This is a genomic window from Phocaeicola coprocola, from assembly GCF_041333015.1.
Classification (GTDB): domain Bacteria; phylum Bacteroidota; class Bacteroidia; order Bacteroidales; family Bacteroidaceae; genus Phocaeicola; species Phocaeicola coprocola.
Genome location: NZ_JBGKGM010000001.1, coordinates 1,024,145 through 1,041,610 on the forward strand (window position 1 = coordinate 1,024,145; position 17,466 = coordinate 1,041,610).

At 37.8% G+C, this 17,466-nt stretch carries 17 protein-coding genes; 8 read left to right on the plus strand and 9 right to left on the minus strand.

The genetic code is table 11. From position 1 onward, the window contains the following. Positions 1 to 9 precede the first annotated feature (9 nt). From ACDG22_RS04280 to ACDG22_RS04310, 7 genes are all read left to right on the plus strand, one after another. On the plus strand, positions 10 to 885 hold the full coding sequence (locus ACDG22_RS04280) for a TIGR02594 family protein (protein ID WP_370858792.1): 876 nt from the start codon (positions 10 to 12) through the stop codon (positions 883 to 885). A gap of 11 nt (positions 886 to 896) precedes the next feature. Then, on the plus strand, positions 897 to 1,373 hold the full coding sequence (locus ACDG22_RS04285; protein ID WP_013618436.1) for a hypothetical protein: 477 nt from the start codon (positions 897 to 899) through the stop codon (positions 1,371 to 1,373). Between the two features lie 6 nt (positions 1,374 to 1,379). Next, the gene (locus ACDG22_RS04290; protein ID WP_147331563.1) at positions 1,380 to 2,027 is read left to right on the plus strand and encodes a hypothetical protein; all 648 of its coding nucleotides are present in this window, start codon (positions 1,380 to 1,382) and stop codon (positions 2,025 to 2,027) included. A gap of 40 nt (positions 2,028 to 2,067) precedes the next feature. After that, positions 2,068 to 2,673: a hypothetical protein gene (locus tag ACDG22_RS04295; RefSeq protein ID WP_240058706.1), complete on the plus strand. Its 606-nt coding sequence runs from the start codon at positions 2,068 to 2,070 to the stop codon at positions 2,671 to 2,673. A gap of 89 nt (positions 2,674 to 2,762) precedes the next feature. Further along, positions 2,763 to 3,698, plus strand: a complete 936-nt coding sequence (locus ACDG22_RS04300; protein WP_149965222.1) for a LysM peptidoglycan-binding domain-containing protein — start codon at positions 2,763 to 2,765, stop codon at positions 3,696 to 3,698. Positions 3,699 to 4,275: 577 nt separating this feature from the next. Beyond that, positions 4,276 to 4,734, plus strand: coding sequence for a hypothetical protein (locus tag ACDG22_RS04305; RefSeq protein ID WP_270603026.1), 459 nt, complete (start codon positions 4,276 to 4,278; stop codon positions 4,732 to 4,734). A gap of 558 nt (positions 4,735 to 5,292) precedes the next feature. Then, on the plus strand, positions 5,293 to 5,655 hold the full coding sequence (locus ACDG22_RS04310) for a hypothetical protein (protein WP_270603028.1): 363 nt from the start codon (positions 5,293 to 5,295) through the stop codon (positions 5,653 to 5,655). A gap of 233 nt (positions 5,656 to 5,888) precedes the next feature. Here the strand turns inward: ACDG22_RS04310 and ACDG22_RS04315 are convergent, their stop codons facing one another. Together ACDG22_RS04315 and ACDG22_RS04320 are read right to left on the minus strand one after the other, a co-directional pair. After that, entirely contained in the window at positions 5,889 to 7,010 is a 1,122-nt protein-coding gene (locus tag ACDG22_RS04315; RefSeq protein ID WP_149965227.1) for a PDDEXK nuclease domain-containing protein, read from the minus strand. Between the two features lie 25 nt (positions 7,011 to 7,035). After that, positions 7,036 to 8,259 (minus strand): site-specific integrase, encoded by a 1,224-nt coding sequence (locus ACDG22_RS04320; RefSeq protein WP_149965228.1) that lies wholly within the window; start codon positions 8,257 to 8,259, stop codon positions 7,036 to 7,038. 434 nt (positions 8,260 to 8,693) lie between these two features. Between ACDG22_RS04320 and ACDG22_RS04325 the strand changes: the two genes are divergently transcribed. Continuing rightward, on the plus strand, positions 8,694 to 9,503 hold the full coding sequence (locus tag ACDG22_RS04325) for a Fic family protein (RefSeq protein ID WP_022339230.1): 810 nt from the start codon (positions 8,694 to 8,696) through the stop codon (positions 9,501 to 9,503). Between the two features lie 71 nt (positions 9,504 to 9,574). Here the strand turns inward: ACDG22_RS04325 and ACDG22_RS04330 are convergent, their stop codons facing one another. The 7 genes from ACDG22_RS04330 to ACDG22_RS04360 form a co-directional block, all read right to left on the minus strand. Beyond that, positions 9,575 to 10,051: an immunoglobulin-like domain-containing protein gene (locus tag ACDG22_RS04330; RefSeq protein WP_270672849.1), complete on the minus strand. Its 477-nt coding sequence runs from the start codon at positions 10,049 to 10,051 to the stop codon at positions 9,575 to 9,577. 13 nt (positions 10,052 to 10,064) lie between these two features. Beyond that, positions 10,065 to 10,631 carry an immunoglobulin-like domain-containing protein gene (locus ACDG22_RS04335; RefSeq protein WP_270672847.1) on the minus strand — a complete coding sequence of 189 codons (567 nt, stop codon included), beginning with the start codon at positions 10,629 to 10,631 and terminating at the stop codon, positions 10,065 to 10,067. A 38-nt stretch (positions 10,632 to 10,669) separates the two neighbouring features. Further along, entirely contained in the window at positions 10,670 to 12,469 is a 1,800-nt protein-coding gene (locus ACDG22_RS04340; RefSeq protein WP_270672845.1) for an FEKKY domain-containing protein, read from the minus strand. A 69-nt stretch (positions 12,470 to 12,538) separates the two neighbouring features. After that, a complete protein-coding gene (locus ACDG22_RS04345; RefSeq protein WP_270672843.1) occupies positions 12,539 to 13,108 on the minus strand; it encodes a hypothetical protein in 570 nt (189 codons plus the stop codon). A gap of 10 nt (positions 13,109 to 13,118) precedes the next feature. Further along, a complete protein-coding gene (locus ACDG22_RS04350) occupies positions 13,119 to 14,618 on the minus strand; it encodes an immunoglobulin-like domain-containing protein (RefSeq protein WP_235300412.1) in 1,500 nt (499 codons plus the stop codon). 83 nt (positions 14,619 to 14,701) lie between these two features. Then, positions 14,702 to 16,105 (minus strand): coiled-coil domain-containing protein, encoded by a 1,404-nt coding sequence (locus ACDG22_RS04355; protein WP_270672840.1) that lies wholly within the window; start codon positions 16,103 to 16,105, stop codon positions 14,702 to 14,704. A gap of 223 nt (positions 16,106 to 16,328) precedes the next feature. Further along, on the minus strand, positions 16,329 to 17,279 hold the full coding sequence (locus ACDG22_RS04360) for a toprim domain-containing protein (RefSeq protein ID WP_177865714.1): 951 nt from the start codon (positions 17,277 to 17,279) through the stop codon (positions 16,329 to 16,331). Between the last annotated feature and the right edge of the window lie 187 nt (positions 17,280 to 17,466).

Sequence of the window (17,466 nt, forward strand, 5' to 3'; positions counted from 1 at the left end):
GATTTTTATATGGTTAAGGTTATTGGTCTTTATAAAGACTCAGAAAAAAGTGCTACTTTAAATAAAGTTCATTTAAAAGCATATTGGGCAGATGAGGATGGTAATAAAATAGACAAAGGGTATTTTGGCTCTACGGTAAGATTATATATTGAAGAATATTGGGCTTACAATGTCCTATTAAAGATATTTTTAAAACAGGAGGACTTTGAAGAGGTAATATTCTTAGATATGTTGAAAAATATAATTCCTGCTTATTTTTTCCAAATGCAAAATTATTTAGAAGTTTGTTTAAAACAGTCTTATGATTATAAGAGTTTATTGTCCCAAAAAGAAATAAAACTATGTTGTGGCATTTCGAATGGATTTGGGTATTTTCAAGAAACTCCTATAATCGCTTCTATGCCAATGATCAACAAAATTCCTTGGATGGATATTGCTATCGGAGAATTAGGTGTTCAAGAAGTAAGAGGGAAGAAACATAATGAAAGAATTATAGAATATCATAGTGTTACTAATTCAAATTTTGATAAAGATGAGATACCTTGGTGTTCCAGTTTTGTTAATTGGTGTTTATATCAAGTTGGAATTGTGGGGACAAATAACGCATTAGCATATTCTTGGTTGCATTATGGAATAGAATTAAATAAACCAGCTTATGGGGCAATAGCAATTATGAATTATTCTCATGTTGGATTTGTGGCAGGAATCAATGACGACCATCGAATTATCTTATTAGGAGGGAATCAAGGGGATGCTGTTACTTTATCTCCAAATTCTTCAAAATTAGTGAAGTCATATAGATATCCAATTGGGTTTACACCTGATTATAATCTTCCTAAATATCATCTTAAAGGAAGAAGTTTGGATGTTTCATCAACGCGATAATAATCATTTTTATGAGCAAATTTATTTTATACATAAGCATGACAATATTAGGCTTTATATTCATGCCATTTTATGCTAATTGCCTGAATATTGATAGTACGAATATAAAATCTAAAACAAAAGACACATTAGTTTTTTGTTATAATTGTGATACATTAAGTCAAACTCTTGTTTTTCAGCGAATAGACGATATAAAAATTGATTTTGAACTAACCTCGTATAATAAGTTAAAAAATGAAATTAAGAGAGTAAATGGTGTAGCTGAAAATAAATACTCATCTGATTATGGCTCAGAAATGGATTTCAATGAAGATGGTGAGATGTACCTTGTTATAGAGTATTTATATGAAAGTGAAGAAATTTTTCTTTCTTTCAGATTTAATAAAGAGTACACTAAGGTTAATGTAGAGGTAGCTGATGAGGTGTTTCCAAATAAATATTGTCCATTACATTCAATCAAAGCATTATCAAAATGTAAAAGTAGGTGATGTGCTTTGGCAAATTTAGTCAAGGATATGGGCATTTTATATCTTATATTTAGTCTTTTGATTGTTGGTATTACTTCTATTTGTATTATTGGGTATGTAGTTAAAACAAGAAAATATCATTTCTTATGGATTATTGTTGTTTTGATAGTTTTATTGTATTCAGCAAATGAACTTTACAACTATTATCGAACATGTCAAATACCACGTATTATCCCGCTTTCATTTAGACAAGTTAATGCTGATGAAATTCATAGTATAATACCATATAACAAAAATTATCCAGTATATGTATTAGAATTTAATTCAGATAAAAAATTGGAGGATTTTTCTCGTGCTCCAAAAATAGCTTTTTTATCTCCTTTTATAGAAAGAAAAGGCTATCAGTCTATTTTAGAAATAGGAAAAGATTCTGTTCTTGAGAGTATTTATATATATCCAAGTAAAAAAACTAATAGATATGATTATATTGCTTTATTCCAAAATGATAATGAATCCATAGAGAGGCTACAACATTATAATATACTTTATTTTAGGCTGTTTTTTCTTGGTTATTTAGCTCCTATTTATGGTACACTATCTGTTCCTGTTCCAATGTTTGATAAACACAGTAGAGATTCAGACCAATTGTTTTTTAATAAATATATAATTCCATAATAACTTGATACTAAGTTGAATTGTGTATAGAATGTATATTATGAAACAAGGTAAAATGCGAAAACGATTATTTATTATAATTGCAATTGTGCTTATTGGATTTGTTGTCATTGAAAAAAATATCCAAACGACCAATAATATTAAGATATATAATGTAGGTGTAGATAGTTGCTGCACCTACTTGATAAATAATTTTGTTGATAATGAAATGCTCTTGCATTCGATATTAGAAGAATTGAATAATAGTAAATATCCTGTCAATTCTTTTATAACGAACGAAGAATCTGCAAGTTATTCAGATGGATCAGTTTATACTAATGGGACAAGTGATTTATTGTATTTTAAAAAGCACCATGATAAAACAGATAAGTTCTTATTTGTCAGTTTGTTTTTGTTAGAAAGAAACAACTGTGATTTGCAGATGAAATCTTATACAGACAGTTGTGCTGTTTATCTTGGTACTTTTGATGAATTAAGTGTTAATGTATTAAGATGCTCTCTGAATAAAATAGAATCGGAGAAATTTGAAAAAAAACATAACAATTTTCTATATAAGTTTTGCAATACAAAGGGAAAGTGTTTAGAAGTATCATATATGGACTGGGGGGGATGTTTTAGCTTGCATTTGGTTGATAACAATAAATAGTAAGAAAATACCTAAAATTATTTGATATTTGCGAATAATTTATTAGATTCGTTTGAAATAATACACCATAATTCTAATTATATCCATCTATGAGCCAATACAATAATATTTTTATAAGCAGAGACGATTTTCTGGATTATAAAGCAAAAGGAATCCCATATACCGGATTTGTCATAGGAGAAGGGTATGCTTTTGTGCAATATCAGAATTATTATGAGGACACGGAGGGAACGGTCATGGATATAAACGACAATATACCATCATACCAGATATGCATACCTAACATTGTTCAAATCCAATGCATTGATACCTCAAAGGAAATGATAAAAAAAAGCCTTAGAGGGCTGTTTGACAAAAACGGATGCGCAAGGTATGTCGTTTGTGAAGGAGATACCTTAGCATATATTGCAGAAATGTTTGACGTTACTGTTGAGGAATTAAAAAGATGGAATGATCTGTCAAGTGAGTATTCTATATCCACAGGACAAAGATTATTAATAATTGACATAACGGAAAGAAGAATTATAGATATACCAGAACAGGTCTACCATGGTGAAATTAAAGAATTGAAAGGATTAGCAGCTTTTGAGATGGACATAAACTCTCCTTCTTCAAACATTTTAGGAGAAGGGCTAAGGTTATTCACAAAATTCTTTTATGATGGGGTTAATGCCCCTGTAATTTGGATTACAGGACATACACTTGGAGGTTTTTCTCAAACACCACAAGAAAGAACTCAAGCATTCATGGACTTTGCTCCCACTGCATTCATTGGAGGAGCACTAAGAATTTTAGGACCTTGCAGTCAAATAACAAGTGGTCTTAATGGCTATAATGCTTATGTCAAATCTCCAATGTATAAACAAAATCTTTATAAGCCTAAAGGACACGGATGGCAAAAAGAGGCTGGAAAAATGTTTCAGCAGGCTAAACAACGTTTCAAAATGAGTGAAGAAGGTAAATCATTTATTGACATGGTAGAAACTTTCAACTTTTGGAATGATACCTCAGAAGAACATTTTTAAGTGGTATGAAACTTCAATAGATACATTAAACAACAAAAGCAATAAGTAATAATGAGTGCACCAGGTATATATTATCATATTGGGAAATTCTTAGTTTGGATTTGGCATAATCATACACAGAAAAAAAAGATAAAATATGAAGATATTATATTTCAATATCCAATAAAACTATTCTGGATAGTTGGCATTATTGTAGGAATATTATTCATCATAATAGGATATACATTATTCAGACTGACCAAAGACCTATGAGACCAACGGAAAACCGATGAATGGTCGGTTTGTTTCTAAAACGAATTATGGAATGAATATTCAAAAACGATAATAATGATTGATATTGTAGGACTGGAAAGTATAGGCAAATATATTATTTGGCTATGGAGTAAATATGTGAAACGAAAACATATACCTTATATGGACCTTGAGTTTCATTATCCCAACTATCTCTTTATAGCATTGGGGATTCTTGTATGTGCCATTATCTTGGGAATAGCAATTGGCTATTTTTCAATTAAATAAGGAAGAAAAATTGTACTATCCTCAAACTATCAGGTAAGCAATAAAAGCATCAAGTGGTATGACAGGTAAATTTATACATTGGATAAAAAAGAACGGTTGGAAAATAGTTGGTATCTTACTGGCTATGAATATTATTTACGTCTATTTCTCTGATAAATATTACTTTTATAATTCCGAAAATGTACGCTATACCATAGCCAAGTATAAGGATACAAGTTTTCTGGTAGGAAAAAGTCCAAAAACACAATATGATTTTTCTTATGAAGTGAATGGAAACAGCTATAATACTTACACAAGAGCAACTCTTAGCAATTACAATCTTGAGGAAGACAGACTACTTATTAAGTATTCAACAAAGATGCATGGAGCAGGAGTTGTTGTAAAAACAGTTGTTCCTAAATGGGTTCTGGCTCCACCCAAAGACGGATGGAAACAGTTCCCTCCCGACATAAACTGGAAAGGCGCGGAGCTTGATACCGCCTATATGAAGAAAATGAATCTGGAAATACCTAAATAATGTTCATGTTGCGAAATAAGTTAAAACAAATAGGACAATTAGTAACAATTATATTGTTCTTTACAGCATTTAGTGTAAACATATATTTATCATGTTTTTATTTAAAGTCAATACCAAAATCGGAATATATCTCTGGCATGTTCCTTGGTGTCTTTATTTTGCAATTGTTTGTTTCTTTTTTGTTTATCATAACTGATTTATGGTTGCACTGCAACGCAATTCGTATAATGGCTGTAATTATGTTGGTAGCGACCTGTTTATTCAGTTTCGGATACATATATTACACAAACAGCAAACCCATAGCACCGGACATCTTTATATTAATGCAAGGCTGTGTGTTCATTTATTTGTTTTTGTCAATGGTCATTTCGCATCTTGTAAAAAAACATTATTAGCAAGGGAGGTCTATCCTTAAATGGCATTCTTTTGCAATTCATTAACATTAACTTGGCAAAGCTATTCATCAAATTTATGGAAATAAATCTCTCACAAAAAAAGAAATGGATATTTAGGATTATTTGCATTTGTGTTTTATTGCAATTGCCTATATTCTACTTTATGGATAAGTTCTATTATTTTAATGACAATAATATTCGTTATACAATTGGAACTTACTATAAAGATGGATTTGTTATCAATTCAAGTTCAAGTCAAGAAAAAGGATTCATTTATTATGTTGATAGTATTAGACATGTCGCAACAACAAGTAAATTTAATAATACAGATGTGTCTCATAAATACGCATTGATAATGTTCTCTGCGGTATTTCCGGGCAATGCGAATGTCTTAAGTACCATTGTTCCCAAATGGGTACTTGCGCCACCCATAGACGGATGGAAACAGTTTCCTCCTGACATAAACTGGAAAGGCGCGGAGCTTGATACTGCCTATATGAAGAAAATGAATCTGGAAATACCATAAATAATGTTCATGCTGTGAAATAAATTGAAACCAATAGGCTAATCAGCAAGAAATATGTATTTACTTAAAGTCAATTTCTATACGGAATGTCTTTTAGCTTTTTATAATAAGGTTAGTTTATGGCTTTGTATATATCCAAAACAAACTAAACCTATTTCTATTAGCAGCAAAATATTTATGCTGGCGAAAAGAGAAATAGTCTTTTTCTTTTCGCCAGTATTTGTTTGATTGAATTATTGGCAGTTTGCAGAAGTGATAAACTCCTTTATTTCTTCCTCACTTGGAAGTTCTATCATGTACTTCTGCACGAAGATGTTCGGGTCTAATCCGGCAGTGGCATATTTTACTAATGTATCTCCCTTTTCGGTACAAAGCAAGATTCCGATAGGTGGATTATCGTCCGGCTGCATCACTTCCGCTTTAAAGTGGTTAAGGTACATATTGAGTTGTGAAGCATACTCATGGCGAAACTTGTCTATCTTCAATTCCACAATGACATGGCACTTCAAAATGCGGTGATAGAATACAAGGTCAGCAAAGAAATAATCCTCATCAATCAGGATACGTTTTTGCCGGGCTTCAAAGCAGAATCCATGTCCCATTTCCAGCAGGAAGTGTTGCAGGTTGTCAAGAATGGATTGCTCCAAGTCGCTTTCTGTTACTAAGGCACGTTCATTCAATCCTAAAAATTCTAAAGTAACAGGGGTGTTGATAACATCTTTAGGCTGCAATAAGGCTGCTTGTTGCCGGACTAAATCGGAAAGAGCTTCCTTGTTTTTGGATAGTCCGCTACGTTCATAGTATAAAGACGCTATTTGCCGTTCCAGTTCTCTTGCAGACCAACAGCCACGTATTGCTTCCATTTCATAGAAAGCACGCTTTATAGGACTTTCGATTTTAGATATGAATTTTAAGTGAGAATATGGCAGCTTGTTGAATAATCTTTCTGAAGGAATACTCCATTTATTATGTTGTATTTCTGATGTTTGTAATTCGGCACACACTGAGTGCCGAATTGGCTCTGTGAATTCGGCGGACAGTGTGTGCTGAATTTCATTTCCCGACATGATATAGTGTAATACTTGTTCTTTCAGTTGTGGATAAACAAGGTACAGCCGCCTAAACTCACGAAATCTACGTTCATTCAGACCTTTTGTTTTCAGCCGTTGTTCCAGCTTCTTCAACAGTTGTTCGCCGTATGCGGCACGGTCTTCTCCGTTCTGCTCAAACTCCACGATATAGCACCCCATAAGCCAGTTACGGGCGGTAAGGGCGAGGTTTACTGCGTGTGCGGCTTGTGCCTGCAACGTGTTCTGTATCGTACTGATATGTTCTACTAATGATTCAAAGTCCATAGTTACAAAGATAAGTCTTTTATGGTTAAAACTTTAATTCGGGTAAGCTGTTTATTGCTTCCTCTTTCAATTTATCCACCGCACGAGTGTATTTCTCCGTATGCTTCAATCCGCTATGCCCTAAAAGACTGGCTACTGTCTTGATATTCGCACCATTGTTCAAAATATTCACGGCAAAGGAGTGTCTTGCACAATGCCAGCTTATGTGCTTGTCTATTCCGGCTCTTTTAACCCAACGCTTTACTGATTTACAGCAACTTTCGTATGAGGGCAAATCGAATATCAGACAATTCTTGTCTGCCGGAGCTTCGCCAATGATAGACAGCAAACCATCGTTCAGTGGAATAACTACACCGCTGCTGGCTGAATGTCCTTTTGTCTTGCTTTGCTCGAATTTCAATAGTCGGTTGGCATAGTCCACATTTTTATAAGTAAGGTCTTTCACATCACAGAAGCGTAAGCCGCAGTACAGACAGAAGATGAAAGCCCGTCTGACTGTCGGATTTTCATTGTCGTAATGGCAAGCTATCAGTTTCTGTATTTCTTCGGGGGAAAGTACATCTTTCCGGAGTATTTGGCTATCTACTTTGCATGTAACACCCTTACATGGGTCTTTCAGCATGACATCATGGTCTATGGCATATCGAACAACTTTCTTGAATCGTTGGAAAATGCTTTTTGCACCCTCGCCCACACTTCGGGATTGCAGGTAAGCAACAAATTGTTCCATCATTTCTTTGGTAATGAGTTCGGGCTTGATGCTAAATTCATTCACAGGATATTGTTCTTTCAAAAAGTCCTTGAAACGACTAAGCGCAATTTGCACCATACGAATGTCTTTCTTCGTGTAGCTGTTAATGTAGGCTTGATAATAATCTAAGAAATTAACCGTTCTGTCTTTCTTCAAGCGGTAACCAAGCATACTTTCCTTAAATTCCTGTTCACGTTCTGCACGTATCTTTGTGGCAAGCTCTAATGTTTCCTTGTTCTGTTGTCGTTCCGCAGGAGTACGTGGTTTGTCTATCAGATACAGGCTAAGGTTTTCTTTTCGCCTGTGATGTTTGACAGTAAACTTTGGTTTTCCTTGCATCTTACCGCTTTCGTAATACACCTGATTGCCGCTTTCATCCAATACGGGCTTTTCCTCTCTACCTAAATAATACTCCAAGTAAAGGCTGATTCTACCATCCGAAAGCTTATTTTGTTCCAGTTTCGGATTTTCTTTCGTTTTATTTTCTAACTTTGCCATTGTTTAGAGGTTTTATCCCGATTTAGGTACCGTAACCGGGTAAAATTACTAAATAGTTGATTTTCTTTTGTTTTCCGATATTGCAAAGGTATAAAAGAAAATTATATTTCAAAGTGTACTAAAAGTGTACTGAATAACAGAAAACGGGCAAAATATGGCAAAAATGGAGAAAATAGGAAATATGCAAACTATTGATAATAAAGGAGATAAGTTCTTTTGTCTTCCTATGATTTCTATGCCTTGTACCGGGTCTGGGTACTGAATGAAAGGCTAAGCGATTAACAATTAATCGCTTAGCCTTTTTGTTTGCCTGATTTTTCCCCACATTTTCCCCACAGGCGCAAAAAATATAGTAGTAAATCATTATTTTCTTTGGCTACACAATACAAATACACTACCTTTGAAAAGAAATAAATCCAATTAAATAAACGTCAATGGAACAAGGTGTTTGGCAAGAGATTGAACAGTTATACCAGAAGTTTCAGCAACTTGGTATTAGTGAAGCGATGGACTTTGAAAAGTACTACCTCTATTCTCTTATTACCCATTCTACAGCAATTGAGGGTTCTACACTCACCGAAGCGGAGGCACAAATGCTTTTCGATGAGGGATTGACAGCTAAAGGGAAACCTTTGGTATATCATTTGATGAATGAGGACTTAAAGAAAGCTTATGAGTTTGCCAAAGAGGAAGCCAAATGTAAGAAGCCAATTAATTCAGCGTTTTTGCAAAAGTTGAATTCGACATTGATGCGTACGACAGGCAGTATTTATAATGTTATGGGTGGCTCTTTTGATTCTTCCAAAGGTGAATTTCGCTTGTGTGGCGTGACGGCTGGTATTGGTGGACGATCTTATATGAGTTATCAGAAAGTCCCTGCCAAAATAGATGAATTTTGCACCTTATTACAGGAAAAGCAAAAGACAGTGGGAACATTTCGGGAACGATACGAACTAAGTTTCAATGTTCATCTTAACTTGGTGACTATTCATCCGTGGGTAGATGGCAACGGAAGAACTGCCCGTCTGCTGATGAATTACATCCAGTTTTGCCATAACCTCTTTCCGACTAAGATATTTAAGGAAGATAGGGAAGAGTATATTTCTGCCTTACGACAATCACAAGAAGAGGAAACCAATCAGCCATTCTTGGACTTCATGGCTGGTCAGTTGAAGAAATCACTTTCTTTGGAAATTAAGAGGTTTGATGCGATGCAGAAAAAAAAGTATACATTTTTTTTCTAAGTTTTCTAAAGTATCTAAAATCCATTTATTCCTATCTTTTTAAGATGCTATTTTTTATCGTATTGTCGTTTTTATGGTATGCTATCAATCCAGAACTCGGCACTTACTGTAATTTCTTCCCTCCCGTCATGGAATGATTGAATAATCCGATATTTTCCGGATGTAATTCTATAGCAACTGACAGGATAACTAAAACAATAATAATCAGGAGCAAAGTTTAACTGCATACCTACATCTCCAAAGCCATACATTCCATTCATCTTTGCCCCCATCCACGAGCCGTTTTCCCATTTCTGCAATGTCCAGTCACCACCAAAAATCAGCGACTTACGCTTAGGATTCAATAAGATAGCATACACATTCTTCGTATCAAGCGGATAATGGTTCTGTATCATATTCATCCGCATAGTATTCCCTAACGTATCACAGTTCAGGCATTGTGCATCGGCAGGTCCAATCTGCATAACCTGCTTTTTTGATGCCGTGCGATTGCATCCCAGTCCGCATATTGCCATCATCGCCACGAAATAAATATACCAGCTTTTCATACTCCACACATTTTTATTTAACCTCAAAACTGTCTGTCAAAAGAATATCCTCATCACCTCTGCTAAATGATTTCTGAACACGGTATTTCCCTTTTGGAATGCAATATTCATTCAGTTTATAACGGAAGCAATACAGCAAAGGAGCCTTCTCTATCATAAACGCATCACTATTCCATACAATCGTATAGGAGGTATCCCTTTGCTCCGGCGGACACCATTTATCATTTTTCCACAAATAGAAACGCATATCCCGTCCGAACTCCAACGGAATGTCCGTCGGATTGCTTACAAATACATTAATCACGGGCACATTTTCTGTATATACTTCATATTCTGTCCACAGACGGGTTTCTCCGTTATATTCTTCAGGTAAATCTTTTGTATACCAAAGTTGGCACTGACGTAATTCGTATGTTACTGTATCTTGAAATGAAGCACAAGTATCAGCAACCACAATGGATGTCATGCTGTCCGCACCTCCGATAACAGCTGTAGAGGTAGCCTCCTGTACAGGCTGTCCGGGCTTATTTACACAGGCCGCCAGCAAAATTAATATGACACATGCAATCTCTTTTCTCATATTCATTCCATTTTAATGAAAACAATTATTCCTTTTATCTATTTCATCAGTATCGGTTTATCACACGGTGTATAGCCGATAACCAGCACATCAGTATCTGGATTAACAGTAGCAGAAGAATCCAGTTTATATTGAACTACAAGTGTATCTTTACCTGCCTTCAATAAAGTAGGAACATTCATCACCTTTTTAAAAGCATCCAACACTGTTTTCCGAAACGAGCAGTTGCTGCAAGAAATGATTTTCGGTTGCACGATATATCCGTTACTGTCCACGGCATATTCAATGCGTAGCAGACACTCTTTTCCCTTGTTCAGCAACTTTACCGGATACTTGCTTTCCTTATGTAAAGTATTGATAAACCATTTATAGTCACGAAATTCATCTAAAGATTTATCCAGACCAAATATTCCTTTCGGAGCCTCCTTGCGCCATGAAGTGCCAAACTTCTTATCTAGATAATCAAAAACCACCTGATTATAAGTCGTCAGCAGATGATTGGGAACACCCAGATAACAGTCCAGTGTCCCATCTTTCTTCAATGGATAAAAAACGTCATAACTCACGCCGTACTTTTTCCAGAAAAAGTGTGTGCGGATTTTTTGTTCCTGTTCTTCCGGTATTACCAGGCGCAGCTTGGGATGCCCCTTGAGGATATTTTCTTTCGACAACTCCGGCGAACAGTCATATTTTAAAATATAATCATACCATAAGGGAAGTACCATACGCAGCGTGTCATTATGCTGTGAAGGGAGAGTTATTACCGTATCACAAGGATCCAGTCCCACATATTCCGCTTTCAGATGATAAGTTCCGGCCTCCAGCCCCTTTATCCGGAAGCAGCCGGTGGAATCTGTCAGCCATCCTTGAAACGGTTGTTCAACCATGCTCAAATTGGAGCCAACAAGCACAGCATGTACCACATCATAAGGAGGACGTTGACGGACGGATTCACCATACACCCGACCCACAATCGTGTATTTTGCAGAATCACCCTTATCATGCGTTATATCCCCCCTCAAAGGCATAGTAAAACTCCGATATTCCATAGTGTACTTCCCGTTGATAAAGAGCTCCTCCCACGGATAAATGGATTTCAGCGTTTCTTTAAAAGCGAGAGCCAGCGGATGATTCCTGTCTTCTATCGTTTTTCGTGAAGAACGCAGAAAGAAAAAATGCACATCACAATCCACGAAGTGACCGTCATCCGTCATTTGGAAATCACCTATTACAAAAATGATCTGTTCTCCTCGGTATTCAGGAAACCGTTTCCAGGGAAAACGACAGGCAATCTCCTTTTGCGCTTTCTTCAAATTCAAACCGGGTCTCCGGTAATTATGATAAGTTTCTGTTTTCAACACTTTACCGTTCCGGACGGTCAGTACCTGTTCCGTTTCCATGTTACGGTCGAAACCGTCATGCACGTATCTCACCAAATTTCCTTTTCCGGCTCGAAGCTCCCCACTGAACCAACGGGCTTGAATTTCTCCATCTTTATAATAAGAAGGGAAAAGCGACTGCAAATCTTTCCCCTCATACACTAGTGTAGAATCTTTATTGCTGGCTTCATCGTAGACATCGGCTTCTATCTGTCGTAGGCAAAGATAACCGTTACGTATTTCCCATGAAGCCGTATAGCAACTATAGTTTCCAGTTGAATAACTGATATTATCTGGCAGGAAAGCTCTCACCCGGTTACCCAGCATAGTATCACTTTCTATTGGTTTTACCAACAGAACCCATTCTTTTCCTTCCAAGCGAATTATATCGCCCCACTGTCCTGTAGCCTTTACTGGTAGAACAACAAGCCAAAGTAGGATAGTAAAAAAAACTTTCATACGCATAAACTGTTTTGTCTGCTATGTAAAATGTCGCTGTAAAATACTAAAAAATCAAGTTTATTGCTGTCAATCGGATTTTTTCCCACTCAGAGCAACCGTATATAAGCCTTGCTCGTCTTTGATTATTTCATATTTACCGGAATCCAGCCAGTGGTTACACTCCTTGAATAAGGAACAGATAAAAAGATAAAGGTCATGCGATATATTCAGTTCTATACCGTTTTTATAAGGGAAATGCAAGCGGTTATCTTTAACGGATAATCTTTTTTTGGCTCTGTCCAAAGCTTTCAGATAAATCACTTGATTATAGGCATAATACGGATTAAAGCCATTCCTATTCATAGGGGCGATGGCAGAATAAGATATTTCTTCTTTTGTTTTCAGGAATGTCGTATCAGTAAGGCTCGCTTCGATAGTTTTTGCCTCTGTCCAAAGTCTTTTGTTGACCAATTTTCTCAAGCTGTCTTGACGGGAAATGTCTGTCTCGCTATTAAGTTTCTCAATGATGGCAGATAGTTCATTGTTACAATGAGGTGCCATGACAGAGTTCCCGGTTTCCACCAATAACAGTTGCTTGCTTGAATAGCTTGTGATTACAAACAAGCACAGAAGAAATATAGATTGTATTGATTCCATGATTGGGCTTTTATTCAATTCTAAATTCGGCACCCATATACCACTCTTGAATAGAACCGTTAAATTTGATACGTTTGACAACTTTGTAAATACCCGGCTTGTTGTCATTGACAAGAGGATGAAGTCTTGCCGTAAAATGGAATGTTCCTCCTTGAGCCAATCCATGACCGATGTCGTTCCAAGCACCACCATCATGGAGTAATATCCAACGGTTCCCCTCTTTGCGCACTACATTATATGGGTCTCCAAAAAACAGATTATGAGAATTTCCGTTAACCAGTTCTACGGATATCGTTTCTGTTCCTACCGGATAAACAGGCCGTTCGGTTTTCATGGTTACATGTAATGTATCAGAAGGCGCAGATTGGAAGAAAGGTACATCTTGATGTACGATGCCATGAGTGACAGCCGAATAGCTCACAACTTTCCTTCTGAACATTTCTTGAAAGTGGGGAGTGTTGTTCATCAGGCCTACATAAATGGTATCCCCATCATCACCTTCAATCCAAGTGGAATGGATATTATACGCTGTAGTGTCATTGGGTGACTTTCTGTTGCTTTCACAATAATCATCAATCCGTTTACGGATTCTTTTTACCCCTTTCATGTCAACAAGTTCAAACTCTGCGTAAGCCGTGCGAGTATTACGATTAAACGATTTGTAAATGCGGTACCTGCCGGGACGGTTTGGAACCTCAGAGGAATATAGTTCTATTGTCTGCCTATGAGTTGGATTTTCTGGTGGGAATATCCATAAGATAGAGTTGATTATAGGATTGGTTGGTAAAGTTTCCCAAGTATTTTGTTTCTCGTTGAAGTAAGCAAGACTGTAGCCTTCTCCACAATTATATTCGAAATGAGAGTGATTGGTAATGATTACATTTACTTCCGTTGTTGACAATGGATAATAATCGTATTCAGTCTGCATGGAAAGCAAATCCGAACTGATAGTTTCCCCTTTAGGGATTTCACGAGGAATAGGCTTTAGCTCAAAAGAAACAGTCTGTGACGAGTCTTTGGGTTGTGTCTTCAATGAATCTACGGGTGATGTCTTTTCCCTCAGAACGGAATCTGAAGACAACTCGAATTCGGTCATCAATGTATGGCTTTTGCCACATCTATTTATTGACAAGAAAAATCGGTACATACCAGGAGTGTGCTGAAACACTTCTGCGTCATAGAGATACTCATGATTTGGAAAAAGCACGAGTTCTTCATCGAATACAACAAGTTCCATAGGTACTTTCCGCCACGTACCGTTTTCGTCTTTATAGGTGTAATGGTAATATCCGCCAAAACCTATATTGGCATCACCGTTGTTTCGTAATTTGAAAATAATTCTTTTTTGACTTGTGGAATAGACTGGAAACTCTGGACGCAGAGAAATTCCAAGCGTGTCATTTACTCCAACGGTGTTGTCTATCGGAGTTTGCAGATTCTTCTCTTTGGACGGTTTGCTTGTACATCCTACTATGAAGAAACATAACAAATATAAAATCATCTTTCTCATAGTCAATATCAGTTTATTGTAAGTAAAACAATCTATTTACAAAAATAAGAAATTCCATTAATAATTTGCACAATACGGCTGAATTACATTCTGAATCCTCTACTTTTCTTCTCTTCCAGCACGACAGGGCGCATGGATTGCCGTAGTTTCTCCCATTGTTCCTTGAACCAATCAGAAATAGGCTGTCCGTTTATGGTCAGTATAAGCTTATTGCAATCTGTCGGATTTTTCTCTACTCTAAAAATGTCATTCTTGGTTTCAAACCTTCGCCTGTACTCTTCGGAGTAAATCTTTCCGCTGCATTGCAGAGCTTCTTTTTTTGTTAGAAGCCTGTCTATCATATCCTTGGTGAATCCGATGACAGCCAACAGTTTTTCCATTCTCAATATTTCTTTGACCATCGGGAACCAGTCGAATACCTTTTCAAGCAGGGAGTTCAACCGTGATATTTCCCCGTCTTTGGTTTCAAGCTCCTGATTGTGGATTCTTTGAAGATTGCGTATCTGTTTGCCGTGCTGTTCCTGTATCTGTTGCATCTTGACTTTCAGTTCTTCTATGACTTTGTCACGCTTGGCAATCTCCTGATTCAATTTTTCGTTAGCCTGTTCCAGTTCTTTCAGTTTTCCGCTTCCGAAAAGAGAAGCAACACCGCTTGTTATGGCTGTCGCTGCTGTGGTGGCTGTCTTCTTTAGCTTGTCAGTGCGTATTTCTGATTTTACCTGTTTTAGTTCCTGTTCGGCAAGATTTATCTGTTCTTCTTTGTGCCGTTTGGCTGCATCCATGCGTTGCAGCTCGGCTTTCTGTTTCTCGATGATAAAGTCGTTACGTTCCAGATGTTCCTTACCTGTTACAGCCTTTGATTGCCCACGCTCCATCAGCAGGATGTCAGATGCCAAGGTCTGCATCTGCATCATGTCATCGTCATTAAGCTTTTGGCTCTTTCCGGTTTCGTGGTTCATCCAATCGAAAACGATATGGGCATGATAGTTCGGCTTGAACCATCTGTCCCCGACCTTGAAGCTTTCTCTGTCTTTCGCTTCCGGCTGACCGTTCAGCCAATGTCCTTCGTCCTTGTGCAGGAAGATTTGCAGCGGTGTGATTCCCCAGCGTCTTTGACATTCCTCACCGAATTTACGCACGTCTGCCAGTGTGGTGTCCGACCTGACAAGCAGCACTCCTTCACGTATGGGGGAGCATCCCGCAATTTTGACTGTCTTGCCGTTCTTGCCTTTGCGCTCCCGTTCCTTTTCCTGCATGGCACGTCCGGTCTTTTCCTTTACCATCTGTCTGATATTATCATAATGCGTCCGCAAATCCGGACTGCCGAAGTCAGGATTTATCCACTGCTCGTTATCGGTGGAGAGTTCAGGAACGACATAGATTCTGGACTCTCCGATGTTGCGCATGTATTCGGCAGTCCTTCTGTTGTGAGCCTCGCTCGATGCGATGTTGCAGGGCTTGATATGTATGCTTGATTTTGTTGCCATAGATACCTGTTTTTGGGTTTGTACTTTATTGCTTGCTTTTCCGCTGTCCGCAAACGCATGGGGTTCTTAGGGGTGCAACCCATAAGCGGAGATTGCAAAGAGAGGGTCACTCTTTGCTCTGGGTTCTCAGGGGAGAAACGCCCTGAGTGGGTTATTAGGGTAAAACCCTAATCCCCTCGGGAGAGCCCACAACTACGTAAGCGAAGCGTGTAGTTATAGTGGGCTATAACCGAAAGCCTCCCGGTTTATTGGGCGGTGTCTTCACTTTGATGGATTGAGCCTGTTTCTTTGTCTCTGCCCGTTTTTGCAGGTATTCGTTCAAATCCTTGCATCCGCTGTAAATGTGTGAAGCGTCACGTATATGTCTGGTATTGTCATACTCCTTTCTGATTTGCTGCAGGGCTTCCATTCCTGCACGGTCATTGTCAAGGAAACAGTGGATGCGTTCATAGCTGCCCAGCGGATAGAGTGCCTTGGAAACATTGGCAACAGAGTTCAGAACCATGTAGTCCTGTCTGTCGAAATCAGGGAATTGCGGACAGCTTTCAAGCCTTAGTGTCAGAAAGGAAAGGTAGTCCATGAACCCCTCAAAAACGTAACATGCTTTTCTCGGCTCTCCCGATTGTCTGATATGTGATATTTCTTTCGGTGCGATGCAGCCCTTGAAATATCGGTTGCGGATTTCATATCCACCCGATATGTTCGGAAAGGCAATGGCGAAATACCGTTTGCCGTTGTTGGTGAAGTGTGCCTCACGGCATTCTTTTTTCGCCAGTGCCGTATTTATCCCCCTTTCCTGCAGGTAAGAGAGCAGGGCAGGAGAAGACAGCTGCACGATGTCAAGTTGCTGGAAACTCGGCTCGGTGGCAGACTGCCTGCGAAAAGAGAAAGACACGGGACGGACATGCGGTGTCTGTTCCTCTATGCGTTTCAGGATATACGGAACACTCTCCGTTGCGTAGAGGTGTGCTGCCAGTGCGATGATGTTGCCGCCCTTTCCCAGACCGAAGTCGAACCATTGTTCACGTTCTGTGTTTACTTTGAACGAGGGCTCGTTCTCTTCCCTGAACGGGGATTTGTACCAGAGGTTTACCCCCTGCTGCTTTACTGGGAAATACCCCAGACTGTGCAGATAGTCTGCGATTCTTATCTTTTTTGCTTCTTCTGTTGTCATTTTCGTACGGTTTTGTGATGAGTGAAAAAACGATGATTTGATGAACTTTGCTTGTAATAAGCTGTTATATAGAATGGTAACACTTCATCATTTTTTCATCAGACTGCTTGCCAAAAAAGAAATGATGATTTCTCTTTTCATCAGCATTATATTCCGATGAATGAATGATGAGATTATATTATATTGT